This window comes from Bartonella sp. CL70QHWL (assembly GCF_042194855.1).
Classification (GTDB): domain Bacteria; phylum Pseudomonadota; class Alphaproteobacteria; order Rhizobiales; family Rhizobiaceae; genus Bartonella.
This window is the reverse complement of record NZ_JBHINJ010000002.1, coordinates 18,394-42,273: the sequence shown is the minus strand read 5'-3', so window position 1 is coordinate 42,273 and position 23,880 is coordinate 18,394. Positions and strand designations below refer to the sequence as shown.

The following is a 23,880-nucleotide window of genomic DNA, read 5'->3' as shown; positions in this document are numbered from 1 at the left end:
AGAGATTGTGCTTTTGTTATTTGAATATTATGATGAAAAAAAATTATATCTGTGATGAGAAGGCAGTTGGTGATGATCCAAAAAGATAAAGTGCATAAAAAAGAAAAAAAAGGTGGGATTCGTGAATTTATTTCTGTTTTAGTACAGGCTCTGCTTTTAGCAGCGTTTATTCGGACACTTTTTTTCCAGCCGTTTAGTATTCCTTCCGGTTCAATGCGTCCTACTTTGTTGGTGGGAGATTATCTGTTTGTTTCTAAGTATGCATATGGGTATTCTCATTTTTCCATCCCCTTTTCTCCCCCTCTTTTTTCTGGACGGATTTGGGCATCTCAACCTCAACGTGGAGATGTGGTCGTTTTTCGCTTACCAAGTAATCCGAAGATTGATTATATAAAACGCGTTGTTGGGCTACCAGGTGATCGTATACAAGTCCGTCAAAGTGTTCTTTATATTAATGATGAGGCTGTTTCACGTCACTTTATGGGGGAGATTAATAATTCTGATATAACAGAGGTTAACTATCCTGTTGAGGTTTATCGCGAGACAATGCCTAACGGTGTCAGTTATGATACACTTGATTTAGCTTTCATCCCGAAAGTTGATGATACAAAAGTTTTTGAAGTTCCTCAAGGACATTACTTTATGATGGGAGATAACCGCGACAATTCAGATGATAGTCGTTTAGATGTAGGCTATGTTCCAGAAGAAAATCTTATTGGTCGCGCGAGCGTCATTTTCTTTTCTATCAGTAACGGTTCAAGTGCTTGGCAGATTTGGCGCTGGCCATTTGATGTGCGTTGGAAACGTTTGTTTTCTTTCATAAATACGGTTCATGATTTGCCGCTTATCAAGCAAGGAAACAACGATGAAACGTCTCATGATTGATCAGCTTTTCAAGCTGACGGGGCATCGTTTTAAAGATGAAGAGAGGTTAACGAAGGCATTAACACATTCGAGTGTACAAGATTCGGAACAGGGAAATTATGAACGACTAGAGTTTTTAGGGGATCGGGTTTTAGGGCTTTTGATTGCGGAAATGCTGTATCAACTTTTTCCTCAGGCAAGTGAAGGTGAATTATCAGTCCGTTTGAATCATCTTGTTAATGCGCAGACATGTGCTGATATTGCGCGTGAAATGAGGCTTCCTGATATGATTCGTGTTGGTTTTGAGATGAAAAATTTCGAGGGGCGTCGACTTATCAATATGCATGCAGATGTCGTGGAAGCTTTGATTGCCGTGATATATCTCGATGGAGGATTGGAAAGCGTTCGCCCTTTTATTCAAAAATATTGGCAAAGTCGGGCAAAGAAAATGGATGCTGGTCGACGTGATGCCAAGACAGAATTACAAGAATGGGCGCATATCCAAGGCAATGCACAACCACATTATCAGGTTATCAAACGTTCAGGTCCCGATCACGATCCTGTTTTTATGGTAGAGGTCAGTATTTCTGGGTTTGCTTCAGAGATTGGGCAGGGAAGCTCCAAAAGATATGCCGAAAGAATGGCAGCTGAAAAAATTTTGCGACGAGAGGGTGTATGGAAAACAGTGGGAAAAAATGATCATGAGTGACGTTATGAAAACGCGTTCTGGGTTTGTTGTGCTTATTGGGATGCCTAATGCCGGTAAATCGACACTGGTTAATCAATTGGTTGGAACAAAGGTTTCAATTGTAACGCATAAGGTACAAACAACACGAACTTTAATCCGCGGTATTGTCATTCATGATGATGTGCAAATTGTGTTGGTCGATACACCGGGTGTTTTTCGTCCCCATAAGCGCTTAGAACGAGCCATGGTCTCTGCTGCTTGGGGAGGGGCTAAGAGCGCTGATGTTCTACTCGTTTTAATCGACGCTCAAAATGGTCTTTCGGATGAAGTTGATATGATGTTAGATATTGTAAACAATCTGAAACAAGAAAAAGTTCTTGTTCTTAATAAGGTTGATACAGTTGTTAAATCATCTCTTCTAGCGTTAACCACTAAAATAAATGAACGTGTAAAGTTTGCGCAAACATTTATGATTTCTGCTCTAAACGGTTCTGGTTGCAAGGATTTACTTCATGCGTTGAGTAATATGATGCAGGAGGGGCCATGGTATTATCCGGAAGATCAAATTTCTGATATGCCCATGCGTCATCTTGCTGCTGAAATTACGCGTGAAAAACTTTTTCTTCGTCTTCATGATGAACTTCCTTATTCCTCAACGGTTGAAACAGAAAGCTGGGAAGAGCGTTCAGATGGTTCCGTTAAAATTAATCAAGTTATTTATGTCGAGCGTGAGAGTCAGAAAAAAATTGTCTTAGGAGCAAAAGGCGATACAATTAAAGCGATTGGACAAGCAGCACGTAAAGAACTCATGGAAATTATGGATCAAAAGGTTCATCTTTTTCTCTTTGTGAAAGTGCGCGATAATTGGGATACCGATCCAGAACGTTATCGCGAAATGGGATTGGATTTTTTAAAATAAGATTTTTAAAAAATAATTAAAGTAAAATGAAGTGGAAAGAACAAGCCGTTATTCTTGGTACGCGCCAATATGGTGAAACAAGTGTTATTCTTGAGATTATGACACGTGAACATGGTCGTTATATGGGAGTGGTAAAAGGGGGGCGGTCGCGTCGTATGGCAGCTCTTCTTCAACCTGGAAATTTTGTGGAGGCTGAATGGTGGGCTCGTTTAGACGAACATTTGGGACTTTTTCGGCTTGAAGCTCTTGATTTACATGCGGCACGATTAATCTGTCTACCAGAAGCACTTTATGCTTTGCAATTGATAGCTTTTCATTTGCGGCTTCTTCCCGAACGTGATCCGCACCCCATTTTATATGATATTTTACACCTTTTTATGCAGAATTTTGATGAACCATTTGTAAATGCAGAATTGCTTGTACGTTTTGAAATGCGGCTTCTTGAAGAACTTGGTTTTGGTCTTGATTTATCTTGTTGTGCTGCAACAGGTCGTCAGGAAAGGCTTCATTACGTATCACCAAAATCTGGACGGGCTGTCTGTGAAGAAGCAGGGGAACCTTGGAAAAAAAAGCTTCTCATTCTACCACAGTTTCTTGTACAAAGAACGACTCGTCCTGCTGATTTTAGTGACATAATAAATGGTTTTATACTGACGGGTTTTTTTCTTATGCGTCATGTCTGGGAGCCACGAGATATAAAGCAGCCGTCAGTGCGCATGAATATGATACAATTGTTTGAGCGCCAATTTGGTGTGCAGGCATTAATTGGTTGATCTGATGATAATTGAATGGGAAAATGAGAATTTTAAAGACAATTGCTGAAGTCCGCCAATATACTTCAGAGGAACGACGTTTAGGTTTTTCGATTGGTTTTGTTCCAACAATGGGGGCATTGCATGATGGACATCTTGCATTAGTACAGTATGCAAGAGCAATGTGTGATCGCGTAGTGGTTTCTATTTTTGTCAATCCAAAGCAATTTGGACCTCAAGAAGATTTTTCTCAATATCCAAGAGATTTGAAGGGCGATTGTGCTTTGTTAAAAGAAGCAGGTGTTGAATGTGTTTTTGCTCCTTCTGTAGATGAAATGTGGCCACTGGGGAATGATACAATTGTACAAGTGAAAAAATTATCACGTATTTTGATGGGAAAATTACGTCCGGGGCATTTTTGTGGTGTAACAAGCGTTGTTGCTAAACTTTTTAACATTGTCCAACCAGATAAGGCTTTTTTTGGGGAAAAGGATTTTCAACAAATTTTAATTATTCGGCGTATGGTTGAAGATTTGGCTTTTCCTATTGAAATCGTTGGAGTTCCTATTCTACGGGAGTCAGATGGTGTAGCTTGTTCTTCACGCAATCAGCTTTTAACATTAGAAGATCGTAAAGCTGCCAAAATTATTCCTGAAAGTGGAAAAGCTGCTGAAAAGCTTTATCATGAAGGTGAACGGTCGGTTGATAAATTATGCAAAACTGTTCGTGATATTTTACAACAAGAAACGCGTGCAATCATTGAAGCGATAGATTTACGGGATATGGAAACTTTATGCGTGGTTAAAGGAACATTGAATAAACCGGCGGTTTTACTCCTTACTGTCCGCTTTGGTGAGGTAAGGCTGATTGATCAATATATATTGCAAGAGAAGAGTGGAAAATGAGTGTACATAAAACCGTAAAGCGTATAACATCTTCCGAAATACGTGCAAGAAAGGGACAACAGCCAATTGTTTCTTTAACAGCTTATCAAGCTTATACTGCGCGGATTGCTGATCCATATTGCGATATCCTTTTGGTTGGTGATAGCGTTGGGATGGTTGTGTATGGGTTTGAGACAACGCTTCCTGTTAATTTAGATATGATGATTTCACACGGGAAAGCCGTGGTGCGTGGATCTCAAAAAGCTCTTGTTGTTATTGATATGCCTTTTGGTTCTTATGAGGAAAGTCCAGAGCAAGCTTTTTTAAATGCATCGCGCATTCTTGCACAAACGGGGTGTGGTGCAGTTAAGCTTGAAGGGGGCGTTTATATAGCCGAAACAATAGATTTTTTGTGTAAACGTGGCATTCCAGTGATGGGGCATATCGGTCTTACACCCCAAGCAATGAATCGTTTTGGTGGTTTTAAAACACAAGGACGCAAGGAGAATGATTGGCAAAGAATTGAAGCAGATGGAGCAGCGATTGAAGAGGCAGGTGCTTTTGCTGTTGTTTTAGAAGCAATGGTCGAACCTTTAGCGGTGAAACTGACAAATAAGCTTTCTATCCCTACGATCGGTATAGGGGCGTCCAATCAATGTGATGGGCAAGTATTGGTTATGGAAGATATGTTGGGCTATGGTTCTCATGTGCCAAAATTTGTACGCCGTTATGGAGACCTTGAACAAGCCATGGAAACTGCAATAAAGAATTATGCAGAGGATGTCACATCTCGTGCTTTCCCCGCGGATAATGAAGTTTATAAACTAAAATAAACTTCAGTTTAAGATGAAAGGTTTGACAAGAGAACATTTGTTATTTTGATAATGAATGTGCATTTTTAATATATTTTGTATGCAATTTGAACTGTGATTTTTTCCATTTCTTTAATGAAGTCATGCCTCTCATGCAAAACAGAACGCCATTGGGTCGCTAATTCACGTGCTTTTTTAAAGAAAGCTTTCTTAAGGTACCCAATCCTATTTCGCGACGGCGTTCGTGAATAGTATAGTGGTAAGTCCCTTATGAAGTGTATAAAATTTATAGAGCACTCCCGTCTTTACGCTTCATAAGAGAGCAAGCCGGCATCATCACGCACTTTGCCAATTTTCAATGTTGCGACAGCGCTTAGCACTTGAGATAGTTCATAAGAGGCATTTTAATTCTTTCTTTAAAAAGTTTTATCTACACGCCAGCCCCACTTGTGGTGTGCAAGAGAATGATTTTGATTGATTCAATATAAACAGATTTGAAATGAGTGAAGCTTACGATATTAGGAGCTCTCATTCAAAATGAAAAAACAATGAATTATTATTATAAGTCAGTGTGATGATTCTGTAATGACAAGGAATCAACAATGCGAAGAGTCTATAATCTTTGGGCATCCAAGTCATTAAAGCGCGTTAAAAATGCGTTTTCAATGTGTTGTGTAGAATAGGGGGATAAATTAAGATCATCGGGTAGAATATTATTGGGAGAGCCAAAATAGCGAAGGGCTTCTTCTGTATTAAATCCAGCAAGCGTAATCGCTTCATAATAGGCAGCAATACGGTCGGCTTGTTTAATTTTTTTTAAAAGTTTTTGAGAAAGATCAACGGGAAGAGAAAAGCGCATGTGGATAGCATCTTGGATGCGTTTTTCAACGCGTTCATATTGTTTTCCTATGACAGCTTTAAAAGGGGAAATCATATCGCCGATGACATATTCTGGAGCATCATGAAGAAGGGCATAAAGACATTCGTTGCTTCCCGATTGTGGAAAAAGTTTTTGAAATATTTGTTCAACCAAAAGTGAATGTTGTGCAACAGAATAGGCATGCTCTCCTCGTGTTTGACCGTTCCAACGTGCCACGCGAGAAAGTCCATGGGCAATATCTTCAATTTCAACATCAAAAGGAGAAGGGTTGAGAAGATCAAGTCGCCTTCCAGAGAGCATTCTTTGCCAAGCGCGGGCTTCTCCATTTTTTAATAATTCAGCTTTAGCCATGAGTGTTTTCTATAGTATTTTCAGGAAAGGTAAAATTCATATTTTCAGCAATGCTTATAGTGACAGGAATGTTTTTTACAGTAAAGGGGATGTTATGATCCATAGCATCTTTGACGTGGTCAATACGCATTAAAGCAAGAGCCTCATTTTCTACACATGTTCCCAAGTAGCCAATTACTTTTGTTTCTGCTTCAATGCTAGATTGAGGGGTTAATTCACACTGGCCTTTTACAATAAAAATACGGCGACGTGCTGTACGGCGGTGGTGCATTCGTGAAACAATTTCTTGTCCAATATAACATCCTTTATTGAATGCAAGTCCATTGATTTGATCGTAATTAATATCATGAGGAAAGACTTTGCCAACTTCATAGTCTTGACCACTTTCCGCAATTGCATAACGGATACGCAATCGATTCCATGTGTCATGATATTCTGAAGTTAAAAAAGGTTTTTTGCTATAGATTCGTATTATTTTTTCTTGTTGTGGGAAGCGTTTATCAACAAAACTTGAATCAAAATTTAAAGCATCTGATTCATTATTCAAAGAAACTGTAACAAGCTCTTGGAATGGTTGTGTAATTTCTACTTTTTTGCGCAGCTTATAGAGCAACAGACGCTTATGGAGCGTATCAGCTAAAGGCATCCTGATATCAATCAGGTAACCATCTTCTTTTTTTCCGATAAGAAAATCAGCAAGAACCTTTCCTTGTGGGGATAAAAGGGCTCCAGGGAAAAGTTCCTGTGGACTGATTTTTTTTACATCTGTCGTGATCAGGGATTGTAGAAAATCTGTTGCTTCTTCGCCTGTAATTTGAATAAGCCCGCGGTTTTTTAAGCAAATGGCATTTTGTTTTTTAATCATGGTTCTTGCCTTTCTGCTCAAAGTTACATAATCGATAAGTGAGCAATATGTAAGGAGCGTGGTTATGTTTAAAACATTTGATACAATTTTTAAAGGTGCAACACTTGTGAATCATGATGGAAGAAGCAAGCGTGATATTGGTATTACAAATGGTCGTATTGCTGAAATAGGCGACCTTACATGTGCATCGGCTAGTGAGGTCATTGATTGTACAGGGCTTCATATTTTACCAGGAATTATTGATAGCCAAGTGCATTTTCGTGAACCAGGAAATGAATATAAGGAGGATTTGGAAAGTGGCTCGTATTCTGCTGTGTTAGGGGGGGTTACGGCAGTTTTTGAAATGCCTAATACCAGTCCATTAACAACATCAGAAGAAACATTAAGCGATAAGGTTAAACGCGCATTTCATCGAATGCATTGTGATTTTGCATTTTGGGTTGGAGGAACGCGTGAAAATGCTCATGAATTGTCTGAATTAGAAAGACTTCCTGGTGCGGCTGGAATTAAAGTCTTTATGGGGTCCTCTACCGGTGATCTTTTGGTTGATGATGATGAAAGTGTACGCCTTATTTTGAAGAATACACGCCGTCGTGCGGCTTTTCATTCTGAAGATGAGGCGAGGCTCAAAGAGCGTAAAATATTGCGTATTGAAGGTGATGCATCGTCACATCCGATTTGGCGTGATGAAGTTGCGGCATTAAAATGTACGCAGCGTTTGGTAAAAATTGCTCATGAGACGAAGGCTCGCATTCATGTGTTACATCTTTCGACAGAAGAAGAAATTGATTTTCTAAAAAAACATAAGGATGTTGCAACAATTGAAGTGACACAACATCATTTGACACTCACGGCTGATGATTATAAGAAGTTTGGTACATTAATTCAGATGAATCCGCCTATTCGTGAATTGCGCCACCGTGAAGCTCTTTGGTACGGTGTTCAACAAGGAATAATTGATGTCTTAGGCTCAGATCATGCGCCTCATACTCTTGAAGAAAAACTTCAACCTTATCCCTCTTCACCTTCAGGTATGACAGGCGTGCAAACAACAGCAGCAATTATGTTGACACATGTGAATGCAGGAAAAATATCTCTTGAACGTTTTGTTGATCTCACTTCACATGGCCCTAGTCGTATTTTTGGTATAAGCTGTAAAGGGCGCATTGCTGTTGGGTTTGATGCTGATTTAACCATTGTTGATCTTAAGAGAGAAGAAATTATTACGAATAGCTTAATTGGTTCTCGCGCCGGTTGGACACCTTATGATGGTCAAAAAGTTAAAGGTTGGCCTGTTGGGACTATTATCCGTGGTATGCGCGTTATGTGGGAAGGTGAAATTGTCACACCTTCACAAGGAGAGCCTGTTAAATTTATGGAAACTTTGGTGTAAACAGATTAAAATTATAAGTATGCCGTAAAATACCATCCTTTAGAGTGGTGATATAGGGTATGTCAGCCTCTTTGATACATAAGTGTTTTTTTAATGCGTGGTGAATATTCTTAGGCTTGTTTGTAGAAACTATGCAGCAAATTACATGCGTTAGAAGCTAAGAGGAACCTTGTTCAACAAGAACCTAGATTATTTACAGAGCAAATTTAGTTAAAAATCTTCGTCCTTTGAGGTGTGGGGAGGAAGCCAAAGAGCGATTTTGTATGGGGAAAAAGGCGCTCATACGAATAAAAGCGTATCGAGACATTATTCTTTAAACGTCTCTCTATTTTCAGAGCTGGTTTATTGCTCCCCGCATTTGTGAAAGGAGTATCATTGATACTGCTAAAATTGAGAGAGATACTTTTTGTATAGATTAATTATTTATAATGCATGAGGAGGTTTTCAGATAAAATTCTTCCTTCCTCAATGTATCTTTGATTGGCTTCAATGGCTTCTTGTGTACAATGATGATAATTTTCTGAGAAAGCACGATACGCTTCATTAAACGCTTCATAAAAATAAGCACGTCTTTGTGGAATGGGGTGTTCTGCTTCAATCAGTGCATTCATATAGTCATACCATTGGTTTGTTGGAGGCTCGCAAAGATTTTGGAGAGAATGCAATGATCCCAAAATTTCTGCTAGTCGGAGTAATTTTTTTTCATAAGGTGGAGATTGTTGTGCAAAGGTTGGCATTGAAATGACAAGAAATATTAAAATAATGATGTTCATCAATCTATTACGCATTATTTTTATTGCTTTCTTTGAATAAAACTCTGTAAGATAAAGTAATTTTGTCATGAGAACGGTGTAAAAAATAGAGTTAATTGCTACATTATTCTCAATTATTTATTATAAAATATAGGGCGTAAGAGGCTGTAAGGAACCCATTGTGGAATATTGAAAATACTGATGAAGCTTTGTGTAGTTTAAAATTTAAGATTTTCTTTCTGCAAACTATCTATTTTTCACATAGATTTATATTGTATTACCTATAGAATTTTTTCTAAGTTCGTTTTCTTTAAGGAGGGAGAGCATTTCTAATGATAGAACGCTTTTGTCCAATCAAATAAAATAGATTATTTTTATGATAAATGATGGATACAGCCGTGAATACAATGGGAAAATGGTAAGAAGAATTTACTATAAGATAAAAGTTTTTAGCCTAAACAGCGTAATACAATAATTTGAGATAAGATACATCTAAAAGGATCGGTGCATAATATCGTCCATGGAGTCAATAAATGAAAGAGTTGCGATTTTATAATACGCTGACACGTAAAAAAGAAAATTTTACACCAATAGATGCGACAAGAGTACGTCTTTATGTTTGTGGTCCGACAGTTTATGATTATGCGCATATAGGAAATGCACGCCCTGTCATTGTTTTTGATATTTTATTTCGTTTATTGCGTCATGTTTATGGTAATGAGCATGTTCTATATGCACGTAATATTACAGATGTTGATGATAAAATTAATGCACGCGCAGCTTGCGAATATCCAAACTTGTCATTGAATGATGCTATTCGTCAATTAACAGAACGTACATATTCTCAGTTTCAGCAAGATACAATAGCACTTGGTTGTCTTTTGCCAACCAGCCAGCCGCGCGCAACCGAGCATTTAGAGGAAATGCGCTCTTTAATTGAAAGATTGCTTGAAAAGGGGCACGCTTATAAAGCGGAAAACCATATATTGTTTTCTGTAAGTAGCATAAAAAATCCTCCCCATTATGGGGCATTTGCAAATCGTTCTTTAGATGAAATGAGGGCGGGGGCGCGTATCGATGTTGCTGCTTATAAAAGGGAAGAGATGGATTTTGTTTTATGGAAGCCTTCTGTGGAAGGAGAACCAGGTTGGGAATCACCGGGCGGAATTCCTGTTTTAGGTCGTCCAGGTTGGCATATTGAATGTTCTGCAATGTCAATGGCAAAGTTATTAGCGCCCTATGGCGGTGGTTTAACCTGTGATGATCCGACCGCCAATGTTTTTGATATCCATGGTGGTGGAATTGATTTAATTTTTCCTCATCATGAAAATGAGATTGCACAAAGTTGTTCAGCTTTTGGGACGGAGCGAATGGCTAATTTTTGGCTGCATAATGGTTTTTTACAAGTTGAAGGCAAAAAGATGTCGAAAAGCTTTGGCAATTTCATAACTATTCGTTCTGTTTTAGAGAATAATTTTTTGGAGTTTAATGGTATTTTAACCGATGAAATGAAGCAAAATTGGGCTGGTTTGTCTGCGCGTTTTTCGATGTTGCAAACGCATTATCGTGAACCACTAAATTGGACAGCGCAGCGTTTAATACAATCGAGCAGCGAACTGTATCGTTGGTATGAATGGCTTCGCAGCAAAAAGAGTGAGATGAAAAACAATGAAGCAATTGATGATACTTTGATAGATGCACTTAGTGATGATCTTAATACTCCAAAAGCACTGACTCTTTTGCGAAAATTTTATAAGGAAGGAAATGCTTTGGCTCTTGTAAATGGGATGAATTTATTAGGACTGTTACGACAAGAATGGATTAAAGGAATAGACTGCCCATTATTTATGAGAAAAACTTTCCTTGATACAAAATTTATTGATCAGCGCATTGCCGAAAGACTAAGACTTATCCATAATAAAGAGTGGGAAGCTGCGGATACAATTCGTGATGAGCTTGCAGCCGAGGGGGTTCTTTTAAAAGACAGTAAGGATCCGCAGAGTGGTGAGCGCATAACTGTGTGGGAAATAAAGCGACACTAATGTCTCTATTCCAGCAGCTCCATAAAAAAGGAGAATATGATGGAATTTTTATATCATTATGGATATATCGCGCTTAAGCTGGCTGTAGGTCTTGTTGCCTTCTTATTTATTTTAAGAACGACGGGGCGGGGGAGTCTTAGTCAAATGACACCAGTTGATTTGGTCAGTAATTTTGTTATGGGAGGTATTATTGGAGGCGTTATTTATAATCAGAATATTAGTAGCATTCAATTATTGCTTGTTTTACTCATCTGGCAAACCCTGATTACATCTTTTAATTTTATTGCACGTTATTCAGTTTTTTTTCGTCGTCTTATTGCAGGGCGGAATGTCACATTAGTTTTAGATGGAGTTTTCCAAATGGATAAGATTAAGAACTTGGGGATCAATATTAATGATCTCATTACGATGTTACGTCTTAAAGGGTGTCACTTACATGAAGCTGCTTTTGTTCGTTTGGAAACCAATGGTGATTGCACTGTCATTAAAAAGGAAGAGGGAAAGAAATCGACGATTTTAATAGAAAATGGTGAAGTTATTGATGATGGACTTAAAGAGATTGGTAAAACACAAAAGTGGCTTCAGGCAGAATTGAAAAAAAAACATGTAAAAGTTGAAAGTTTATTCGCAGCAGAGTGGTATGAAAATACAGATCAAAATAATAAATTGTATAGTGGATTATTTCTTGTTCCTTTTTCAAAAACAGTCTAACTTCAAAAAACGGGTAGGTATAGCTTATTGGAAGTATAATAAAGAGATAAATCTATAAATAACCACAGAGGGTATTTTGCCTGTTTGTGCGGATGATAGAGAAGTAAGGACTTTATGAAACGCAATGAAATGACAAAAACTGTATCATCAGATACAGGGAAGACTCTGCACACACTTTACAATTTATGGCCCTATATGTGGCCGGTAGGTCGGCGTGATCTAAAAATGCGTGTGCTATGGGCAATATTTTATCTTGTTTTGGCTAAGCTCGTTCTCATATCTGTACCGTATTTATTTAAATATTCTACGAATGTGCTTGATTCAAGCTTTCAGCTACCTGAATGGTTCCCATCCAGTTGGATTATTCCCATCATGCTCGTTTTGGCATACAATGTCGCGCGTATTATGCAGGCTGGATTAAATCAATTACGCGATTCCCTGTTTGCCACTGTTGGTCAATACGCTGTTCGTCAATTAGCTTATAAAACCTTTGTACATATGCATGAGTTATCCTTGCGATTTCATTTGGAACGCCGAACAGGTGGGCTTTCTCGTGTGATTGAGCGTGGAACAAAAGGAATTGAAGCGATTGTAAGATTTTCAATTCTTAGTACAGTACCGACAGTTTTAGAATTTATATTAACGGCACTGGTATTTTACATAAGTTATGGGTGGCATTATCTTCTCATCGTTGTTGCAACGGTTGGATTATATATCTTATTTACCATTAAGGCGAGTGATTGGCGTATTCGCATTCGACAAAAAATGAATACAGCGGATACTGAGGCGAATACTCGCGCTGTTGATTCTCTTTTGAATTTTGAAACGGTCAAATATTTTGGTAATGAAACTCTAGAAGCCGATCGATTTGATGCTTCTATGGTAGGTTATGAAAAAGCCGCAACGAAGATTTGGACATCGTTAAGCTGGCTTAATTTTGGTCAGACTCTTATCTTTGGTATTGGAATGACGATCATGATGCTGATGTCAGCTTATGAAGTTTTTTATAAGACACAAACTTTAGGAGATTTTGTTTTTATTAATGCGCTTTTAATGCAACTTTCTATTCCACTAAATTTTATTGGTTCAATGTATCGTGATATTCGACAAGGTTTAACGGATATTGAAGCAATGTTTGATCTTTTAGATGTTCAGAAGGAGATCGTTGATAAATCGGATGCTAAACCGTTAGAGATAAGCGATGGGACCATTTGTTTTCATCAGGTAAAGTTTTCCTACGATTCGAGACGTCAGATTCTCAGAGATATTGATTTTAAAGTTCCGGGAGGAAAAACAGTCGCCATTGTTGGTCCATCTGGTGCCGGTAAATCCACTATTTCTCGGTTGCTTTTTCGGTTTTATGATGTTGATGCGGGCTCTATCACAATTGACGGGCAGGATATTCGTGACGTAACACAAAAGAGTTTGCGTGAAGCGATTGGCATGGTCCCACAAGATACGGTGTTATTTAATGATACAATTGCCTATAATATTTGCTATGGGCGTCCAAGTGCTACAGATGAAGAGATGCGCAAAGCTGCTGAAATGGCACAAATATCAAAATTTATTGAAATTTTACCGGAAGGTTTTCAGTCTATGGTAGGAGAGCGAGGTCTCAAATTATCAGGTGGTGAAAAACAACGCGTGGCTATTGCCCGGACACTTTTAAAAGCTCCCCCACTTCTTATTCTAGATGAAGCAACGGCGGCTCTTGATACGGCGACGGAACAGGAAATTCAACAAGCATTAGATATTGTAAGCCGTGGACGTACAACATTGATTATTGCTCACCGTCTTTCTACTGTTATCAATGCTGATGAAATTTTAGTTCTTAAAAGTGGTCGTATTATTGAAAATGGGACGCATACAGAGCTTTTACGCAAGAAAGGTCTCTATGCTTCAATGTGGAATAAGCAGCTTGAAGCAACGAAAGCTGAAGAAAAGTTACGTAAAATGCGTGAAGAAGATGAGATGAGTGTTGTTAATCGTAAAAAATAAATAGAGCAAAATGTAATCTATATCTTTATATGGAGTGATTGATTAAATACATAAAAAGACACAAGAGGAACAAAAAGATTTGTTGCTTGTTTAAGTTTACGATGAATAGGAAATTATATGAGTATTCTGCAATCTTTCCATAATAGCTTTGTATCGGTTCATAAAGAAGGCTATCCTTTTATTGTAGCGTTTTTTGTTATTTCGCTCATTCTTGGTTGGATATGGAGTCCGTTGTTTTGGTTTGGTCTCATTCTCACGGTGTGGTGTGTATACTTTTTCCGTGATCCAGATCGTGTGATCCCTTTGAATTCAAATTGGGTTATGTCGCCTGCAGATGGGCGTATTTCATTTGTGGAATCATGTGTTCCACCTGAAGAATTAGGATTAGGGAAAGATGAAATGATCCGTATTTCCATTTTTATGGATGTTTTTTCATGCCATATTAATCGTATTCCTATCAGTGGTACAGTAGAGTCTATCGTTTATCAGCCAGGTCGATTTACTAATGCTGACTTTGATAAAGCTAGTCAGTTTAATGAGCGTAATGGGATGGTAATTGATAGCAAACATGGTAAAATCGGTATCGTACAAATAGCGGGAATGGTTGCACGCCGGATTGTTTGCTGGTCAAAAGAAAATGATGCCGTTATGACTGGTGAGCGATTTGGATTGATTCGTTTTGGTTCTCGCCTTGATATTTATATACCAACTGAAATGAAAGTGCGTGTTGCAGTTGGACAGACAGCAATTGCTGGAGAAACAGTTTTGGGTTCTTTTGATGATAAGAGTGCCACAACGGATTTCAGATACGATTAGGACTCACAATGAAAAATTTTTCGCCATTTTCTTCATTCAATCCTGAGGGGCAGCATGATGAAGGTGCAAATCGGCGGCGTTCACCTACATCGATGCGGTATGTCATTCCCAATATCATTACTATTTTAGCAATTTGTGCAGGGATGAGCAGTATTCGTTTGGCTTTTGAACATCGCTATGAAGCTGCTATTTTAATGGTGCTTTTGGCCGCAGTTTTAGATGGTGCTGATGGACGCATTGCCCGTTTAATAGATGGTAGTTCATCTTTTGGGGCACAGATGGATTCTCTTGCTGATGTTATAAATTTTGGTGTTACCCCTGCACTCATTGTTTATTCTTTTATCTTGAATCAAGCAAATCACATTGGTTGGGTTGCTGCTCTTGTTTATTGTGTTGCTTGTTGTTTGCGATTAGCACGTTTTAATGTGATGTTAGATAACCCCAATATACCTAAGTGGCAGAAAAGTTATTTTGTTGGTGTTCCAGCACCAGCAGGAGCATTACTCCTTTTATTGCCTACCTATTTAGGCACTCTTGGTTTGGTTCCCAATTGGGGGTGGGCATTATTTTTTAGTCTTTATACTGTAATTATTGCTTTTCTTTTGATTAGTCGTTTACCGGTATGGAATGCAAAAACAATTGATCAAAATTTAAGGCGCGATATCGTTATACCGTGCATGTTGGTCATTGTTATTTATGTCGGTTTTCTTGCGACTTACACATGGGAAACTTTATTGATTACAGCTGTTAGCTATATGATTTTTCTCCCCTGTAGTTTTATCGCTTATAATAAACGTGCTACTTTAGAAGAGAAAAAGGCTGATGCTAAAGCTATCCAAGAATCATAAAGTGCTTCATGCTTCTGTCGAAGAGCACAGAAAAAAGAGAGAGTCAAACGATTTACTTCTCATATGATGATCAATCAGGTATGTGATAATTTACAAACCGATTTTTATGGACATTAAAGAGTTTTCCAGTTTCCTTTAAATCAGGTGATAACAAATGTACGATCTTTTTTGCGACCTCTTGTGGTGAAGGCAGAGTTTGTGGATCTTCACTAGGCATAGCTTCAGCGCGCATGGCAGTGCGTGTGGCACCAGGGTTGACACAATTAATCTTAATAGGGGTTTGTTTGAGTTCTTCTGCCCAACAACGGGCAATCACCTCTAAAGCCGCTTTAGAGGCTGCATAAGCTCCCCAGAAAGGGCGCGCAGCATGCGCAACGCTTGAGGATAACAGGATGGCTCGTCCAGCATCAGATTCACGTAATAAAGGCTCAACGGCTTTCATTAAGCGCCATTGGCTGAAAAGATTTATTTGAAAAACATCTTCAAATACCGTGTTTTCTATATGCGCTATTGGTGAGAGTGTTCCAAGAATTCCTGCGTTTGCAACGATAATATCAAGTTTTTTCCAGCGTTTGGCAATTGAGATAGCAAGAGTATCGATGTTTTCCATATGATGCAAGTCAAGGGGAACAAGGGTTGCATGAGCTCCTTTTTCTCGGATTTGATTATCTAATTCAGTAAGTCCACTGACTGTTCGTGCAAGAGCAATAATATGAGCCCCGCGTGCAGCAAGCTCGAGTGCCAAATAATAGCCAATCCCTCTTGATGCGCCAGTAACAAGTGCCACACGCCCATGGAGACTAAAATCACATTTTGCCATCATTAATCTCTTGTTTTAAGAACAGATGATTGATGAATTTTGGAGAGATTTTCTTGATCAACCAGATGCGTAGGATAATATCCAGTAAAATAATGGTCAGTAAATTGTGGATCGGCGTTATTCCGTTTTTCCCCTGCTACAGCAAGATATAATCCATCCGTTGAAAGAAATTCTAATGAATCCGCTCCAATAAAATCACACATAGATTTTAAATCTGGATATTGATTTGCTAAAAGATTTTCAGCTTTAGGTGTATCAATACCATAAAAGTCAGGATAAAAAATCATAGGGCTAGAAATGCGCATATGAACTTCTTTTGCTCCTGCATCGCGAAGCATTCGTACAATTTTAAGGGATGTTGTTCCACGTACAATAGAGTCATCAACCAGAATAACACGTTTTCCTTCAATCACAGGACGGTTTGCCGAATGTTTTAACTTGACGCCAAAAGCACGAATTTGTTGTGTTGGTTCGATAAAAGTGCGGCCAACATAGTGATTACGAATAATACCAAGCTCGAAGGGAATTCCAATTTCTTGTGCATAGCCAATTGCGGCAGGCGTTCCTCCATCAGGAACAGGAACCACAACATCACCCTCACAAGGGGCTTCCTGTGCTAAATGGATTCCCATATTTTTGCGTGTTGTATAAACACTACGTCCTCCAACGATTGAGTCTGGGCGGGCAAAATAAACATATTCAAACAAGCAAAGTTTTTCTGGTTTTGTATTTTCTGGTTTTATAATTTTTTTCGTAATTTCCCCATTTTTTTGTATTTCACATATGATGATCTCTCCATTTTTAACATCACGGACATATTTTGCTCCAATAATATCAAGAGCACAAGTTTCAGAACAAAAGATAGGCTTACCATCAAGTTCCCCCATCACGAGAGGTCTAATTCCTGTTGGATCGCGTGCCGCAATAAGCTTTGTACGTGTGAGCGCTAACATAGCATATCCACCTTCTACTTGCCGAATCGCATCAACAAAACGATCAGAGGACGATTCATAACGTGAGCGGGCAATAAGATGGAGAAAAACTTCTGAATCTGACGTTGATTGACAGATAGCACCAGAAGCGATGAGTTCACGGCGTAATGTGAGACCATTGGTAAGATTACCATTATGTGCAATAGCAATACCTCCAACTTTCAATTCAGCAAAAAGGGGTTGAACATTGCGTAATGCCACTTCTCCAGTTGTTGAATAACGGGTATGTCCAATAGCACGATTTCCTGGTAAGCGCGCAAGTGTTGCAGGGTTTGTATAGTGATCACCAACAAGACCTAAATGCTTTTCTTGATGAAATATTTTATTGTGGTAAGAAACAATCCCAGCTGCTTCTTGCCCACGATGCTGAAGTGCGTGGAGTCCAAGAGCTGTTAATGTTGCGGCATCTTCATGCCCAAGAATACCAAAAACTCCACATTCTTCATGAAGGGTATCATCATCTAATGAAAATTCTTGACAGAAAACATCGCTTTTTATCATCATATTCTTTCAGTTGTGATATGGAGGAATCATTAATATCACATTGTACATCATTTAGTTCTCTTTCCTCATGAAAAACTATTCTCTATTTTTTAAAATTATCTTTTCATGAGAGTGTTGCTCATACGTATGTTTATTGCTGTCTTTAAACAAATTTTCAGCCTTTTCGAGAACAGATCCAATATCTTTTGGGAGTATTTCCCAAACTTTTTGTCCCAATGAATCTAAAATGGGTCTTGTTTTTGCATTTTTTAACCAATTCGCTTGAAGCTCGGGTTTAATCAGTGCATTAATCAGCAACATACCGATGACCATGATAAGTAAACCACGAAGTGCTCCAAAAATAAAACCAATAGCACGGTCAAGGATACCAATTCGACTATCAATAATAAAATCAGAGATCTTCATTGTAATAATTGAAGTAATAATGAGAACAATAATAAAAATTGTGACCAATGTTGTGATCAATGCGATCATTTTATTAGAGAGATATTGTTCAAAGAAAGGTAAGACAGGTTTGAATAAAAACAGTGTCGTAACAGCTGCAACTGCCCAAGAAATCAACGATAACACTTCACGTGAAAATCCTCGAAGCATAGCAAGAAAAGCGGACAACAGGATGATTACTACGACAATTCCATCAAGGATTGTTATGATCATTTGTTTGTTCCTTATACATAAAGTTGCGTTCTTTTAAGTCTGTGTGCAAATATATTTTTTGTTATGCCATTTTTTGTTCTTATAGCAAGGATCTTTTGTATGTTATAGAGTTTTTTCTATATTATCATATCTGTGGTGCAGATCATTTTTTACTTACGGTAAGAGTAGCAACGAGTTCGGGAAGGTCGGAGAAAGTTTTTTGTTTAAAGTTGAGCGACTTCATCATTTCGGTTGTTGTTGTGGGATGAAAGGCTCCTTGAAAGCCGAGTTTTTTGGCTTCATTTATGCGCTGTGCTGAATGTGCAACAGCGCGGGTAGCTCCTGAAAGACTGACTTCACCAAAATAGACATAATCCGTTGGCAATGCGATATTGGCAAGAGAAGATACCAAAGCAGCGGCTACAGCTAAATCAGCAGCGGGTTCTGATATGCGATAGCCACCTGCCACGTTCAGATAGACATCATGCTGTCCAAAACGAATGCCACAATGGGCTTCTAAAACGGCAAGAATCATAGAAAGACGATTTCCATCCCATCCGACAACCGCACGTCTTGGTGTCCCAAGGGAAGAAGGAGCAACAAGCGCTTGAATTTCTACGAGTATCGGGCGTGTTCCTTCCATACCGGCGAAAACAGCAGCGCCTGGGGCTTTTTCATTACGTTCTCCTAAAAACAATTCGGATGGATTTATCACTTCGCGTAATCCTTTATCAGACATTTCAAAGACACCAATTTCATCTGTTGGTCCGAAGCGATTTTTTACAGTTCTAAGAATGCGATAATGATGTCCTCCTTCACCCTCAAAATAGAGAACGCCATCAACCATATGTTCAACGACCCGAGGACCAGCAATTTGTCCATCTTTTGTAACATGCCCAACAAGAACAACGGCGGCTCCTGTTTTCTTGGCAAAGCGGATCATTGCCTGAGCACCGATACGTACTTGTGTGACAGTGCCAGGTGCTGAATCTGCTGTATCTGACCATAGGGTTTGAATCGAATCGATAATCACCATATCAAGGTTTTTATGTTCGCTTAAGGTTGCCAGAATATCTTCAACATTGGTTTCAGCAGCAAGTTTCACCTCTGTATTGTTAGCTTCAAGCCTTTGTGCGCGCAGACAAATTTGCGCAATAGCCTCTTCACCTGAAACATAGATGACATTATATCCTTTACGTGATAAAGCAGCAGCTGTTTGTGTCAGCAATGTTGATTTACCAATACCCGGATCACCTCCAACAAGGAGTGCCGATCCACGGACAAAGCCCCCACCGGTAACACGATCAAGTTCCGCAATACCAGAATAAATACGTGGAGCATCTTGGATATCTCCAGAAAGAGATGTAAGGGCAACGATGCGTCCTTTACGCGTATTCTGCTTAGGACCACTTCCTATGCCGCCATTTATATTTTCTTCGATAAGGGAATTCCATTCTCCACAAGCACTACATTTTCCTGCCCAACGAGAATGGACAGTTCCACAATTTTGACAGATAAATTGAATACGATTACGCACCATGTTGATTTAACCAATTTGCTCTGGAAGATAATTGCTATCGGCAAGATCACTGAATCGTGTGAAATCAGATTGAAAGGCAAGGGGCACGATTCCTGTCGGTCCATGGCGCTGTTTTGCAATAATAACATCAGCTTTTCCAAAAGCTTTATCCATTATTTCTTGCCATTTTGTATGTTCCAAGCTACCTAGTTTTGGTTCTTCATTTTTGAGATAATATTCTTCGCGATAGACAAACAGAACGATGTCGGCATCTTGCTCAATTGAACCAGATTCACGTAAATCTGAGAGCTGTGGACGTTTATCTGTTCTATTTTCTACTTGACGTGAAAGTTGAGAGAGAGCGATAATAGGAATATTCAATTCTTTTGCTAATGCTTTTAATCCTGTGGTAATTTCTGTGATCTCTTGAACACGATTTTCTGATGAACGCTTTGAACTGCTTGTCATGAGTTGGATATAGTCAATAAACAAGATATCTAAACCATGTTGCCGCTTGAGACGCCGCGCACGAGCAGCTAATTGCGTAATTGATATTCCCCCAGTTTGATCAATATAAAGTGGTGCCTTTTGTAGTTGGTTCACCGCACGAATAATTTTTGAAAATTGTTCATCTGAAATATTACCACGCCGAATATCAGAAGAAGAGACTTCTGTTTGTTCAGAAATAATACGTGTTGCAAGCTGTTCGGATGACATCTCAAGTGAGAAGAATCCCACAATGCCGCCTTCATTTTCTTGGATATTGGCATTACGATTATAAGCATTAGCAATATTAAAGGCAATATTGGTAGCCAGTGAGGTTTTACCCATACCAGGGCGGCCCGCAAGGATAATTAAGTCAGATGCTTGTAATCCTCCCATTTTTTCATCAAGTGTTTTAATATGGGTGGCTATCCCTGATAATTGTGAAGAGCGCTTTTTCGCAGCACTTGCCATATCGATAGCTTTTTTGATAGCCTCATTAAAATTTTCAAATCCACCTCCATATTTCCCTTTTTCTGCTAGCTCAAATAACTGATTTTCAACAGTTTCAATTTGTTGGGTAGGCGTGAGTTCTACAGGAGCATCAAAGGCTGTATTGACAACTTGAGTTCCAAGGTTAATCAAAGACCGTCGGATAAAAAGATCGTAAATGACGCGTCCATAATCTTCAGCGTTAATAATAGTGACTGCCTCTGTGGCTAAGCGAACAACATATTGGTATACAGTAATATCTCCAATTTTTTCTTCCATTTGGATATAGGGCTTGATTGTAACTGGATCTACACGTTTTCCTGTTTTAATAAGGTGAGATAAAACATGATAAATTTTTTGATGCAATGGTTCAAAAAAATGTTCTGGTTTTAGAAAATCTGAAACGCGGTCAAGAGAATCATTGTTGATAAAGATGGCACCAAGCAATGCCTGTTCAGCTTCAATATTATGCGGAAGTTGCCGAAAAGAAGGAGAATCCTCTTTCTTTGAAGAGCTGACATTAACAACGTTAGTTTCTTCCATAATATTTTTCCACTAAAATTCTAAGTCTAGCTACTTTAGGCGATAAATTGAAAACCGTATAATTAAAAGAATAGAGCGACAAATCTTCATTTTAAGTTAAAATTATATAATTTTTTAAAACTCTCTTTTCGTTCCTCATTTATCATTTGTGTATTATTTATATAACGTCTATCTATTTTATTTTATAATATGTGATTTTAAAGTGGAAGTTTTGCTACTCTAAATTTAAGTATTTTTAAGTTACTTAACCTTAAAATTCCAATATCTGTGTAAGTAGAATTATTTTTTTATAACTGAAATTATTTCAGATCATGTGAGGATATAATCAACTTAACGCTCGTACAAACTTTAGCCTTAAGGGTAGGACTTTAAATTATTTTTGCTTTATATGCTGGAAGACAAAAGACATTTCCTCTTAGTGATATTATCATTCTCGGCATATAATGCCTTTAAATAATATATTTCTAATTCTTTCATAAAAATTAGATTATTTATGTACGATAGCCATAAAATACTCACTTTTAAAGTGTGAGTATTTTATGAACAATATTTAAAATGGAATAAAAAATATAAAACACAAAGCAAAAATAGCAGTTAAGCTTCTTGATGAGAACTGTTTATATCGTTGTCATTAATTTCTTCTGCCAATAATTCTTCCTGACTTTCTTCTAATAATTCTTCTTGAATATTATATATTTCTTTAGCCGAAGTGAGAGTTTCACCTTCTGCTTGGCGTTGTGCTTCACTGGTAGAACGCGCAACGTTAATAATCACAGAAATTTGAACCTCTGGATGTAAGCTAAGAGTGATAGTGTGAAGACCGATCATTTTTATTGGATGATTAAGTTCGATTTGATTTCTTCCAATAGAAAAGCCTTCATCTGTTATGATTTCAGCAATATCACGTGTTGACACAGAACCATAAAGTTGTCCCGTTTCACCAGCAGAACGAACAACAATGAATGATTGTCCATCAAGTTTTTCAGCAATTTTTTGCGCTTCGCTTTTCCGTTCAAGATTACGTGCTTCAAGTTGTGCACGTTGTACCTCAAAATGTTTTTTATTAGCTTCATTTGCGCGTAAAGCTTTACCTTGAGGTAAGAGAAAATTACGCGCATAACCATCTTTAACTGAGACAATATCACCCATCTGACCAAGACGAGGAATGCGCTCAAGTAAAATAATATCCATAGTTTTTCCTTTCGAACAAATAAATTTAGTGGAGTTTTTTGCGTGATTGAAAATTGTATTGAATAGCAGCCCAAATTCCCATCAAAAGCATCATGAAAACAATAGGTGGAGTAAAAACGATTGTAAAAATAGCAATATAAACAAGAGAAAGTATAATAATTCGACCGTTTACCCCTTTTGTAATATTGTGCAGATATGCTAGACCGCTAATTAATATGATGACAATGTATGCAGTGCTAAAGACACGGGTACTCAAGTTAAGAGAAGCGCTCAGCTCAATCATCGATGCTATGCAAACAATAATGAAAATAATAATTCCAGAAATTGGAAGGCGGAGAGTTTGGCTCCAATCATCACGGGGTCTTTTCAGCCATTTCATATGTTGTGCTGCTATCATGGAAAAGTAAAGGTTACCAATGAGAAAAACCAAACTATAAATAGTCAAAGAAAAAGCAGTAAAAGTTGCTGTATGCGTCATTAAAAGCTCACTAAAAGCGCGTATATCGGCTTCTTTTATTGACTGTGATTGTTGCAGAGTTTGTGCTATGTTTTCGGTGATTTTTTTTGCAATGACGGGTGTGGATGGACGGGTTTGAACATAGAGCCCAATGAAAGTTGCTATAAGAGCGATAAAATTAGTTAAATGAAAAATAACCGATGATAATGGATACCATATCAGTTCGTTTTCTTTTTGCGCTGGTCGTGCAAGCCCAAGAAGCCAAGAAGCATAGACAGCAGGAAGGAAAAATAAGAACATAGAGCCAAGAGCAATATAGGTATTAGTGGTTATGATAAGAACAACAGTGGCACTTATGAGGGCGATGAGACTGGCTAATGTTCCTTGACCGAACGCAACAATAAAAATTGGCAATGAAAGAAAGCAGCCAAGAAGAAGAGAAAAAAAGGGCGCGATATTTGCAACACTGATGATTGCCATTCCTATCACAACAGCAAATAATCCTGCCAAAATACCGGTTAATATCTCATAAGTACGATTTTTTTTCATTTATTGCTGTCCTGCTTTCTGCAGTTAGAGGCGTGTCAATACCCCAACTTTGACATTTAATAGCTTAACATAGGATACAACAAGCTATTTTTAACCATATAAGAAAAGCAACTGGAGAA

The 23,880-nt window shown here is 38.3% G+C and carries 22 protein-coding genes and 1 pseudogene; 12 read left to right on the top strand and 11 right to left on the bottom strand.

Annotated features, from left to right (window positions below; genetic code table 11):
• Positions 1-72: 72 nt before the first annotated feature.
• From lepB to panB, 6 genes are read left to right on the top strand one after another with little or no spacing between them, the layout of a single operon-like run.
• Positions 73-885, top strand: coding sequence for a signal peptidase I (lepB, locus tag ACFIJZ_RS01435; RefSeq protein WP_273791100.1), 813 nt, complete (start codon positions 73-75; stop codon positions 883-885).
• Complete coding sequence (rnc, locus tag ACFIJZ_RS01430) at positions 866-1,573, top strand: ribonuclease III (RefSeq protein WP_273791099.1); 708 nt, start codon at positions 866-868, stop codon at positions 1,571-1,573. Before lepB ends, rnc begins: the two co-directional genes overlap by 20 nt.
• Entirely contained in the window at positions 1,566-2,471 is a 906-nt protein-coding gene (gene era / locus ACFIJZ_RS01425; protein WP_273791098.1) for a GTPase Era, read from the top strand. Before rnc ends, era begins: the two co-directional genes overlap by 8 nt.
• 26 nt (positions 2,472-2,497) lie before the next feature.
• Complete coding sequence (gene recO / locus ACFIJZ_RS01420) at positions 2,498-3,244, top strand: DNA repair protein RecO (protein ID WP_273791097.1); 747 nt, start codon at positions 2,498-2,500, stop codon at positions 3,242-3,244.
• A gap of 23 nt (positions 3,245-3,267) precedes the next feature.
• On the top strand, positions 3,268-4,128 hold the full coding sequence (gene panC / locus ACFIJZ_RS01415) for a pantoate--beta-alanine ligase (RefSeq protein WP_273791096.1): 861 nt from the start codon (positions 3,268-3,270) through the stop codon (positions 4,126-4,128).
• Entirely contained in the window at positions 4,125-4,940 is an 816-nt protein-coding gene (gene panB, locus ACFIJZ_RS01410; RefSeq protein ID WP_375630782.1) for a 3-methyl-2-oxobutanoate hydroxymethyltransferase, read from the top strand. The genes panC and panB overlap by 4 nt, the downstream gene beginning before the upstream one ends.
• Before the next feature lie 98 nt (positions 4,941-5,038).
• On the opposite strand, the pseudogene ACFIJZ_RS10190 reads toward panB, so the two are convergent.
• The 3 genes and pseudogenes from ACFIJZ_RS10190 to ACFIJZ_RS01395 all read right to left on the bottom strand — a co-directional run.
• A pseudogene (locus ACFIJZ_RS10190) lies at positions 5,039-5,322 on the bottom strand (integrase arm-type DNA-binding domain-containing protein); the annotation flags it as partial.
• 210 nt (positions 5,323-5,532) lie between these two features.
• Positions 5,533-6,150: a YfbR-like 5'-deoxynucleotidase gene (locus ACFIJZ_RS01400; RefSeq protein WP_375630780.1), complete on the bottom strand. Its 618-nt coding sequence runs from the start codon at positions 6,148-6,150 to the stop codon at positions 5,533-5,535.
• On the bottom strand, positions 6,143-7,015 hold the full coding sequence (locus tag ACFIJZ_RS01395; RefSeq protein WP_375630778.1) for a YgfZ/GcvT domain-containing protein: 873 nt from the start codon (positions 7,013-7,015) through the stop codon (positions 6,143-6,145). Before ACFIJZ_RS01395 ends, ACFIJZ_RS01400 begins: the two co-directional genes overlap by 8 nt.
• A 64-nt stretch (positions 7,016-7,079) precedes the next feature.
• Between ACFIJZ_RS01395 and ACFIJZ_RS01390 the strand changes: the two genes are divergently transcribed.
• Positions 7,080-8,408, top strand: coding sequence for a dihydroorotase (locus ACFIJZ_RS01390; protein ID WP_375630776.1), 1,329 nt, complete (start codon positions 7,080-7,082; stop codon positions 8,406-8,408).
• 419 nt (positions 8,409-8,827) lie between these two features.
• Here ACFIJZ_RS01390 and ACFIJZ_RS01385 read toward each other — a convergent pair whose 3' ends face one another.
• Complete coding sequence (locus tag ACFIJZ_RS01385; RefSeq protein ID WP_375630774.1) at positions 8,828-9,196, bottom strand: TIGR02301 family protein; 369 nt, start codon at positions 9,194-9,196, stop codon at positions 8,828-8,830.
• 497 nt (positions 9,197-9,693) lie between these two features.
• On the opposite strand from ACFIJZ_RS01385, the gene cysS reads away from it, so the two are divergent.
• From cysS to pssA, 5 genes are all read left to right on the top strand, one after another.
• Complete coding sequence (gene cysS, locus ACFIJZ_RS01380; RefSeq protein WP_375630772.1) at positions 9,694-11,202, top strand: cysteine--tRNA ligase; 1,509 nt, start codon at positions 9,694-9,696, stop codon at positions 11,200-11,202.
• A gap of 39 nt (positions 11,203-11,241) precedes the next feature.
• Complete coding sequence (locus ACFIJZ_RS01375; protein WP_375630770.1) at positions 11,242-11,913, top strand: DUF421 domain-containing protein; 672 nt, start codon at positions 11,242-11,244, stop codon at positions 11,911-11,913.
• A 114-nt stretch (positions 11,914-12,027) separates the two neighbouring features.
• Complete coding sequence (locus tag ACFIJZ_RS01370; RefSeq protein ID WP_273791088.1) at positions 12,028-13,911, top strand: ABC transporter ATP-binding protein/permease; 1,884 nt, start codon at positions 12,028-12,030, stop codon at positions 13,909-13,911.
• Between the two features lie 117 nt (positions 13,912-14,028).
• The gene (locus ACFIJZ_RS01365; protein ID WP_273791087.1) at positions 14,029-14,727 is read left to right on the top strand and encodes a phosphatidylserine decarboxylase; all 699 of its coding nucleotides are present in this window, start codon (positions 14,029-14,031) and stop codon (positions 14,725-14,727) included.
• A gap of 8 nt (positions 14,728-14,735) precedes the next feature.
• Positions 14,736-15,575 (top strand): CDP-diacylglycerol--serine O-phosphatidyltransferase, encoded by an 840-nt coding sequence (gene pssA, locus ACFIJZ_RS01360; protein WP_273791086.1) that lies wholly within the window; start codon positions 14,736-14,738, stop codon positions 15,573-15,575.
• Positions 15,576-15,645: 70 nt separating this feature from the next.
• Here the strand turns inward: pssA and ACFIJZ_RS01355 are convergent, their stop codons facing one another.
• The 7 genes from ACFIJZ_RS01355 to ACFIJZ_RS01325 form a co-directional block, all read right to left on the bottom strand.
• Entirely contained in the window at positions 15,646-16,395 is a 750-nt protein-coding gene (locus ACFIJZ_RS01355; RefSeq protein ID WP_375630767.1) for an SDR family NAD(P)-dependent oxidoreductase, read from the bottom strand.
• A 2-nt stretch (positions 16,396-16,397) separates the two neighbouring features.
• Complete coding sequence (gene purF, locus ACFIJZ_RS01350) at positions 16,398-17,891, bottom strand: amidophosphoribosyltransferase (protein ID WP_375630765.1); 1,494 nt, start codon at positions 17,889-17,891, stop codon at positions 16,398-16,400.
• A gap of 75 nt (positions 17,892-17,966) precedes the next feature.
• Entirely contained in the window at positions 17,967-18,548 is a 582-nt protein-coding gene (locus tag ACFIJZ_RS01345; protein WP_273791083.1) for a CvpA family protein, read from the bottom strand.
• Between the two features lie 142 nt (positions 18,549-18,690).
• Complete coding sequence (gene radA, locus ACFIJZ_RS01340) at positions 18,691-20,067, bottom strand: DNA repair protein RadA (protein WP_375630763.1); 1,377 nt, start codon at positions 20,065-20,067, stop codon at positions 18,691-18,693.
• Positions 20,068-20,073: 6 nt separating this feature from the next.
• Positions 20,074-21,564 carry a replicative DNA helicase gene (locus tag ACFIJZ_RS01335; protein WP_273791081.1) on the bottom strand — a complete coding sequence of 497 codons (1,491 nt, stop codon included), beginning with the start codon at positions 21,562-21,564 and terminating at the stop codon, positions 20,074-20,076.
• Between the two features lie 594 nt (positions 21,565-22,158).
• Positions 22,159-22,755 (bottom strand): 50S ribosomal protein L9, encoded by a 597-nt coding sequence (gene rplI / locus ACFIJZ_RS01330; RefSeq protein WP_273791080.1) that lies wholly within the window; start codon positions 22,753-22,755, stop codon positions 22,159-22,161.
• A 25-nt stretch (positions 22,756-22,780) separates the two neighbouring features.
• Positions 22,781-23,761: a hypothetical protein gene (locus ACFIJZ_RS01325; RefSeq protein ID WP_375630761.1), complete on the bottom strand. Its 981-nt coding sequence runs from the start codon at positions 23,759-23,761 to the stop codon at positions 22,781-22,783.
• Between the last annotated feature and the right edge of the window lie 119 nt (positions 23,762-23,880).

Bases quoted from the DNA above. Each gene is read 5' to 3' on its own strand.
- lepB (WP_273791100.1), top strand. From the start codon at position 73: ATGATCCAAAAAGATAAAGTGCATAAAAAAGAAAAAAAAGGTGGGATT.
- rnc (WP_273791099.1), top strand. From the start codon at position 866: ATGAAACGTCTCATGATTGATCAGCTTTTCAAGCTGACGGGGCATCGT.
- era (WP_273791098.1), top strand. From the start codon at position 1,566: ATGAGTGACGTTATGAAAACGCGTTCTGGGTTTGTTGTGCTTATTGGG.
- recO (WP_273791097.1), top strand. From the start codon at position 2,498: ATGAAGTGGAAAGAACAAGCCGTTATTCTTGGTACGCGCCAATATGGT.
- panC (WP_273791096.1), top strand. From the start codon at position 3,268: ATGAGAATTTTAAAGACAATTGCTGAAGTCCGCCAATATACTTCAGAG.
- panB (WP_375630782.1), top strand. From the start codon at position 4,125: ATGAGTGTACATAAAACCGTAAAGCGTATAACATCTTCCGAAATACGT.
- ACFIJZ_RS01400 (WP_375630780.1), bottom strand. From the start codon at position 6,150: ATGGCTAAAGCTGAATTATTAAAAAATGGAGAAGCCCGCGCTTGGCAA.
- ACFIJZ_RS01395 (WP_375630778.1), bottom strand. From the start codon at position 7,015: ATGATTAAAAAACAAAATGCCATTTGCTTAAAAAACCGCGGGCTTATT.
- ACFIJZ_RS01390 (WP_375630776.1), top strand. From the start codon at position 7,080: ATGTTTAAAACATTTGATACAATTTTTAAAGGTGCAACACTTGTGAAT.
- ACFIJZ_RS01385 (WP_375630774.1), bottom strand. From the start codon at position 9,196: ATGCGTAATAGATTGATGAACATCATTATTTTAATATTTCTTGTCATT.
- cysS (WP_375630772.1), top strand. From the start codon at position 9,694: ATGAAAGAGTTGCGATTTTATAATACGCTGACACGTAAAAAAGAAAAT.
- ACFIJZ_RS01375 (WP_375630770.1), top strand. From the start codon at position 11,242: ATGGAATTTTTATATCATTATGGATATATCGCGCTTAAGCTGGCTGTA.
- ACFIJZ_RS01370 (WP_273791088.1), top strand. From the start codon at position 12,028: ATGAAACGCAATGAAATGACAAAAACTGTATCATCAGATACAGGGAAG.
- ACFIJZ_RS01365 (WP_273791087.1), top strand. From the start codon at position 14,029: ATGAGTATTCTGCAATCTTTCCATAATAGCTTTGTATCGGTTCATAAA.
- pssA (WP_273791086.1), top strand. From the start codon at position 14,736: ATGAAAAATTTTTCGCCATTTTCTTCATTCAATCCTGAGGGGCAGCAT.
- ACFIJZ_RS01355 (WP_375630767.1), bottom strand. From the start codon at position 16,395: ATGGCAAAATGTGATTTTAGTCTCCATGGGCGTGTGGCACTTGTTACT.
- purF (WP_375630765.1), bottom strand. From the start codon at position 17,891: ATGATGATAAAAAGCGATGTTTTCTGTCAAGAATTTTCATTAGATGAT.
- ACFIJZ_RS01345 (WP_273791083.1), bottom strand. From the start codon at position 18,548: ATGATCATAACAATCCTTGATGGAATTGTCGTAGTAATCATCCTGTTG.
- radA (WP_375630763.1), bottom strand. From the start codon at position 20,067: ATGGTGCGTAATCGTATTCAATTTATCTGTCAAAATTGTGGAACTGTC.
- ACFIJZ_RS01335 (WP_273791081.1), bottom strand. From the start codon at position 21,564: ATGGAAGAAACTAACGTTGTTAATGTCAGCTCTTCAAAGAAAGAGGAT.
- rplI (WP_273791080.1), bottom strand. From the start codon at position 22,755: ATGGATATTATTTTACTTGAGCGCATTCCTCGTCTTGGTCAGATGGGT.
- ACFIJZ_RS01325 (WP_375630761.1), bottom strand. From the start codon at position 23,761: ATGAAAAAAAATCGTACTTATGAGATATTAACCGGTATTTTGGCAGGA.